Below are 6,543 nucleotides of genomic sequence, written 5' to 3'. Positions count from 1 at the left end.
CCCAAAGGCTTTTACCGGATCCCGTGCCGGTGGTGAGCACATAGCTGCTGCCGTCCCGGGCCGCCTCGATGGCTTCCCGTTGGTGCCGATACAGCGTCAGCGACCGCCTGCCGGGATCGCCGGAATCCCTCTTGACCCGGAAGAATCTGCCGCAGTCGGGGTGCAGCAGACCCGTGCCGACCAGTTCGTCGACCGTGCCGCCGGAGGCGAACGCAGGGTTGAGCGAGATCCACGGGTCAGGCCAGCGGACCTTCGCCGCCCGCTCCTGCTCGAGATAATCTTTGATCTTCTCGTCGCGAACCTCGACGAGGGAGTCGGTGAAGGCCGCATAGTCCTCGATCAGGCTCCGATGAGTCTCGAAGACCTCCACGTACTCCCTGCCCTCCTACCCACCAGGTCCGAACAGTGTCCGGCCAGCACATCCAGGTCAGGCGCGGCGGGCCGGGTGCGTCTGACGTCGTACCCTACGGTGATCGGCGCCCGTCGTCCGGCATGACGGACCGGCTTCTGCTTCTGGTGGATCCGCCGCCCGACCCGGCTTGACCTGATCGCGGCACACCGTGGGCTGTTCCGGTGGGTGTCTGTCCAGAGGCCCCGAGCCCGATTCGTCCTTGTGGACACGCACGGCCACACCGGGAACCTTGCCTATCCAGAGGCTTCGACGTCCCTTTTATCCCTCTGGAAAGGCAAGAGAGGGAGTTGGCTACTCGGCTATTCGAAGCGGGGGGGCTGGCCGGTCGCTTCGAGGACGGACATCCACAGATCACCGGCCGGGTCGACCTGGTTGCGCTGGCTGATCGCGAGCGGGATCGGGATGTGGATGAACCGCCGCCGCCAGCGGCCGACGACCATCTCCGTGCGGCCGGACATCGCGGCGTGCACGGCCGCGTGGGCGAGCCGGATCGTGTAGACGCTGTCGTACGGGTTCGCCGGCACGCTGCGGATCACGTAGCTGGGATCGATGTACTTCAGGTTGAGCTCGATGCCCTCGGCGTCGAAGTACTCCTTGATCCGACGGGAGAGCTCCGGGCCGATGTCGTGCAGCTTGCGGTTCCCGGACGCGTCGGTGCTCTCCGGCTGGCCGACGACAAGCTCCTGGCCGGCACCCTCGGCGACGACGACGACGGCGTGGCCGCGCTCGGCCACCCGGCGACGCACGTAGTTCAGCAGACCGCCGTCGCCCTCCAGCTTGAACGGCAGCTCCGGGATGAGCACCACGTCCGCGTTACTCTTCGCCAGCGTCGCGTAGCAGGCGATGAATCCCGAGTGGCGGCCCATGAGCCGGACCACGCCGAGCCCGCCGGGCGCGGACGTCGCCTCGGCGTGCGCGACCCGGATGGACTCCGCGGCCTTGCCGAAGGCCGTCTGGAAGCCGAAGCTCTGGTCGATGTAGGGGATGTCATTGTCGATCGTCTTCGGGATGCCGACCACGGCGATCTTCTCCCCGCGCGTCTCGGCCTCCCGGGCGATCTGCCCGGCCCCGCGCAGGGTGCCGTCACCGCCGATGACGAACAGGATGTTGATGTTCATCCGGGAGAGGCAGTCGACGATCTCGGCGGGATCCTGCTGGCCGCGGGAACTGCCGAGGATCGTCCCGCCGTCCTCGTCGATGTTGGCGACGCTTTCCGGGGTGAGATCGACGACGTCGTGGCCGTAGCGGGCGATGAAGCCCTGGTACCCGTTGCGGAATCCGCAGATCCGCCGAACCCGGTAGTGCGAGGTCAGCTCCAGCACCAGACCGCGGATCACGTTGTTCAACCCGGGACAGAGCCCACCGCAGGTGACGATGCCCACCCGGGTCTTCGACGGGTCGAAGTAGATCTTCCGGCGCGGCCCGGCCGGCTCGAATCCGGGCAGGTCATCGAGCGCGACACCCCGCGAGGAGATCATCAGGGCGGTGTCGTCGTAGAGGACCTTGTCCGACTCATCGATGTAATGCTGCGTCGTCGGCCGCTCCCCCAGCAGCGGCAGGAGCGGGGAGTCAATCCGGCAGACCCCCAGGGTCTTGACCGCCAGATCGGCATTATCCACCAGTATTGGTGCACCCACCGTTACCCGGCCCTCACGTCTCGATCGGCGCTACATCAGTCTTGGTGACTTCGCTTCATACTTACCTGGACCAGAGGAGCACGGACGCCCCCGATCATCCTAGGTTTCTCCACTCCGAGAGTACCGACCCAAACCACCCACCACGACCCCGTCGACGGGATAACCCGCAACCTGCGGACGGAAACAATGGCTTCATAGGCGCGAAACCGGCGTAACAACCTGCCAACCCCGTCCCGACCTGTCCCGGGCGGACACCTCCGGGCGATGCGGGCAGGCGATGCGGGCAGACCGTCCGAGCCGGATAACCCAGACCAGACCAGATCCAGACCCAGACCCGGATCCAGACCCAGACCCGGATCCGGAAGCCCCGCGACGTCGGCGGCCGCGAAGTCCGGTAGACGGTCAGCTCATGCAGTGACCACCATCGCGCGGCGGCCGAATTTGGGGGAGCCCGTCACGGTCCAGGGACCGCAAACTGTGCTCAGGTCCCCCAGATTCGCCGGCCGGCAGCCGGCAGGTCACCGCGCTCAGGACAGCCCGGCCCGGTGCGCGCGCCGCCAGAAGGCTCCCCCACCGAGCAACAGCGCCGCCAGGACGGCAAGGACGCTGACCTGCCCACCGGTATAGGAAAGCGAGTTCCCGCGGGGATCCGTCCCGGTCCTGTCCGGGGCGGGGGGCCGAGGCGCACCCGTGCCAGCGGACGCTCTGGAGTCCCCATCACCACGGCCGTGGTCCCCGCCACCGTCCCCGTCCCGGCCGCCGTCCCCGTCCTGGCCGCCGTGGCCGAGCGCGAGGTGACCACCGGCCGGACCGCCACCACTGAGATAGTTACCGCTGAGAGCATTACCACTGAGATCATTACCGCTGGCAACGCCGCCGTCGAAAGCACGGAGCGAGACCTGCTCCGGCGCCTCGTCGATGGAACGCGAGCTTTCCGCCACGGAACGCGACGGGCCGTCCGCGGGGCGCGAAGCCGCGACCGGAACCGCGGCCAGCACAACCAGCATGCTCGTGAGCACGGCGGCACCGCCGGAACGCAATCCCATGGTGGCTCTCCCCCAGCAGCCCGACTTGGCGCAGCCCGACCGGACGACGTCGGACCAGACGACGTCGGACGGTACCGATGGTCACTATGCGTGTCCAGAAGACGACAGGATCGACACGCCGACGGTTCGCCGCCCCACGTGCGTCCCTGGTAGTGGATCAGGCGTCGGCCTCGTCCGGCGTAGGTGCGGCCACGGACGGAAACGCGCCGCGCGTCCCCGGGCGGCGGTCCGAGCGGCGGTCCGGGCGGGACAGGCCGGAAGCCGGCGATTGTGTCGGAGACAGGTCGTAAGGTCGATCAGGCGAAGGCGAAGGCGAAGGCGAAGGCGAAGGCGAAGGCGAAGGCGAAGGCGAAGGCGAAGGCGAAGGCGAAGGCGAAGGCGAAGGCGGCAGGTGGCATCGCGCCGCCGCGCCCTGACCCAGCCCGCCAGCCGAGGAGCCCGATGTCCGCTCGTGATCAGGTCCGTGGCCGGTCGCTTCGGCTCCTGGACTACCTGGCCGCGCTCGCCGCCGAACGACGCGGTGCCCCCCGTCGCCAGCTCGCCGAGTACGTCCCCGCTCCGCTCCTTCCGGCTGACGTCCCGTCCCATCCGGGGGTCCGGCTCGGCCCGACAACGCAGCGGGAGAGTTGGCTGGAGGTCGCCCGGGTACTTCAGCCGGCCGCGCCGAGCTGGCCACCCCCGCTCGACCGCTACCTGGCCGGGACGGTGGTGAGCCCGGACGCCCCACCCACCATCCCCGCCCATCTCCTGGACGCGGAGGCCGTCGAGCAGACCGGGGAGCGCGAGCCTCCCGGTGTCCCGGGCGAGGAGCGGGACGCTCCGTCGGGCGCCGTCGCCCTGCTCGACGCCTGGGTGCGTCAGGTGTGGCGGCCGTGGGCGCCCGAGGCACGCGCCGCCCGCGACGCGCGCGCCCTCTACCAGCGCCTGTTCGACCTGCGCCTGCGGCTGCAGCGCGAGGCCGCGACCGTGGAGCTGGCCTGGGGGCACTCGGTGCTGTGCTGGCGGGTCGGCGACGCGACGATCATCCATCCGCTGCTCGTCACCCGCATGGTGCTGACGGTCGATCCGGACTCCGGGGTCATCCGGCTGCATCCCGACGGTCCGGTGAGCCTGGAGACCGAGCCCCTGCACGGCCTCGGCCTGCCCGGTCTGGACGAGATGTCGGCCCTGCGCGACCGGCTGCGGACGGCGCCGGCCGATCCGTGGGACGCCCCGGCCCAGGCCGGGCTGCACCGCCAGATCCTCGCGCCGCTCGGGCTGGACGCCCGCGCGACCACCGGTCCGGTGCCCCCGCCGGGGCCGAGCCCCGTCCTGGTCGACACCTGGGCGGTGTACGTACGGCCGCGGCCGGCCCTGCAGGCGCAGTTCTACGCGGAGCTGCGGACCGCCCTCGCCGAACGGGACCTGCTCCCCGAGGCCATCGCCGCCGTGGTCGCCGACGACAGGCTCGTCGCCGCCGCGCTCGGCGGGGACGATCGGGCCGACGGCACCCTCCCCGAGGGTGCCCACGCCGATCGAGGCCGTGGCCGGCGCGGTCACGACGGCTCCCCCGCGGGGCTCGGTGAACGCCTGCTGATGCCGCTGCCGACGAACGCCGACCAGGAGCGGATCGCCCGGCAGCTCGCGAGCGCCCGCGGAGTCACCGTGCAAGGGCCGCCCGGCACCGGCAAGAGCCACACCATCGCGAACATGATCTGCCACCTCGTGGCGCATGGGCAGCGGGTGCTCGTCACCGCGCAGGACGAACAGGCCCTCGCGGTGCTGCGCGACAAGATCCCGCGGGAGCTGCGCGACCTGACCGTCGCCGTGCTCGGGTCGAGCCGGGCCGACCTCGACGAACTGCGCGCCGCCGTCGTGGAGATCTCCGGGGCGGTCAGCGAGGTCGACCCGGCGCGGGAGACCGCGGCCGTGAAGGCCCTCGCCGAGGAGCTGGACGCCGCCCGCGCCACCGCCCGCGCCCTCGAACTGCGGATGATCGACCTGCTGGCCGGCGAGGCGCGGGAGTTCGACCTGCCGCACGGGCCGGAACGCGCGCCGGAGGTAGCGAGCTGGCTGGCCGAGCGCGCGGAGGAGCTCGGGTTCGTTCCCGACCGGCTCGACCCCACCCGCGCGCTTCCGCTCGGCCCGGCCGAGCTCGCCGAGCTCTACCGGACCGCGCGCGAGATCACCCCCGCCGACGCCCGGGCCGCCGCGGGCAATCTGCCGGGCGGCGCGTCGCTGCCGGGCGCGGTCGCCCTCGGCCGGCTGCACGACGAACTCGACGAGATCCGCGCCGGGCTCGCCAACCTCGAACAGGCCGGCCTGTCCGTCGACGCGCTCGACGCGCTCGACGTCGACGGTGCCGACGGTGCCGACGGCGTCCGTGCCCTGGTCGAGGACACCCGGGCCGCCGCCGACCGGCTGCGCCGGCTGTCGGTCGGCTGGCTCACCACCGCCCGGGCGCAGTGCGCGGCGTCGGGTGAGCAGGCCAGGTTCTGGGCCGACCAGGCCACGGCCCTCGCCGCCGAGGTCGCCGAGCTGCGCCGTCTGACCACCCTCACCTTCGGCCGTTCCATCGAGCTGCCCGCCGGTGACCCGCGGGTCCAGCTGAGGCTGCTCGCCGACCTGCGGGGCCGCTTCGCCACCGGCCGGTGGATCCCCCGCCTCGGCGGACGGGAGCTGCGGGACCTGCACGACGCGGTGCGCGTCGACGGGCTGGCCGCGCGCACGGGGGATGACGTGGCAATCGTCGAGGCAGAGGTGCGCCGCCGTCAGACGCTGGCCGCCGCCGCCCGTCAGGCCGCGATCGCCGCCGCCCTCGGCGGTGAGGCCATCGAGCCCGCGGCACCCGACGTCCTCACCCGGCTCGGCGCGGTCGCCGGCGGCCTCGCCGACGCCGTCGACTGGGAACGCCGGGCGGCACCGGAGCTGTCCGCCCGGCTGCGCGCTGTCTTCCCCGCCGGCCATCCCACCGGCCATCCCGTCACGACGACGCCTTCCGACCCGGAGACGCTTTACCACCTCGCCGGCCTGCTTGCCACGGCGACCGGCCGACGGCGCGAGAAAGAGATCGCCGGCGCGCTCGCCGAGGGAGGCCGTAGCCCGCGGGCCGGCCGGGTGTGGGCCGACCTGCACGAGGCGCTGACCAGGCGGGACCTGGCCACCTGGACGGCGCTGCTCGACGAGAGCGCCCGGCTGGCGGCGCTGCGCCCCGGCGTGGAACGCCGGGACCGGCTGGCGGCCCGGCTGCGCGCGGTCGCGCCACTGTGGACCGACGCCATCCTCACCGGACAGGGTGACCCGTCGAGCTGCGGCGAGGCGGTGCGGGCCAGCGAGGCGTGGCGCTGGCGCCAGGCCCAGACCTGGCTCGACGACCTGCACTCCGACGGCGACCTCACCACGCTCGGCCGTCAGCTCGCCGACGCCTCGCGGCACGTGCGCGCTCTAGCGGGAGTTTCCTAGATAAGTT

Annotated in this window: 4 protein-coding genes; 1 reads left to right on the top strand and 3 read right to left on the bottom strand. The window is 72.0% G+C overall.

Annotation, left to right across the window (positions count from 1 at the left end):
- From AC08OX_RS13380 to AC08OX_RS13370, 3 genes are all read right to left on the bottom strand, one after another.
- A partial coding sequence (locus AC08OX_RS13380) for a hypothetical protein (RefSeq protein ID WP_476608122.1) occupies nucleotides 1-370 on the bottom strand: 370 nt, incomplete at its 3' end.
- A 341-nt stretch (nucleotides 371-711) separates the two neighbouring features.
- Nucleotides 712-2,049 (bottom strand): ATP-dependent 6-phosphofructokinase, encoded by a 1,338-nt coding sequence (locus AC08OX_RS13375; protein WP_476608121.1) that lies wholly within the window; start codon nucleotides 2,047-2,049, stop codon nucleotides 712-714.
- A gap of 527 nt (nucleotides 2,050-2,576) precedes the next feature.
- The gene (locus AC08OX_RS13370) at nucleotides 2,577-3,095 is read right to left on the bottom strand and encodes a hypothetical protein (protein WP_476608120.1); all 519 of its coding nucleotides are present in this window, start codon (nucleotides 3,093-3,095) and stop codon (nucleotides 2,577-2,579) included.
- Nucleotides 3,096-3,536: 441 nt separating this feature from the next.
- Between AC08OX_RS13370 and AC08OX_RS13365 the strand changes: the two genes are divergently transcribed.
- A complete protein-coding gene (locus tag AC08OX_RS13365; protein WP_476608119.1) occupies nucleotides 3,537-6,536 on the top strand; it encodes an AAA domain-containing protein in 3,000 nt (999 codons plus the stop codon).
- The last annotated feature ends 7 nt before the right edge of the window (nucleotides 6,537-6,543 follow it).

It is taken from the genome of Frankia sp. CoBUL1 (genome assembly GCF_978021245.1).
This window is presented reverse-complemented; position numbering and strand designations above follow the sequence as displayed.

What these genes read in the sequence shown, in the direction of transcription:
- AC08OX_RS13370 (WP_476608120.1), bottom strand. Translation starts at nt 3,095, where the DNA reads ATGGGATTGCGTTCCGGCGGTGCCGCCGTGCTCACGAGCATGCTGGTT.
- AC08OX_RS13365 (WP_476608119.1), top strand. Translation starts at nt 3,537, where the DNA reads ATGTCCGCTCGTGATCAGGTCCGTGGCCGGTCGCTTCGGCTCCTGGAC.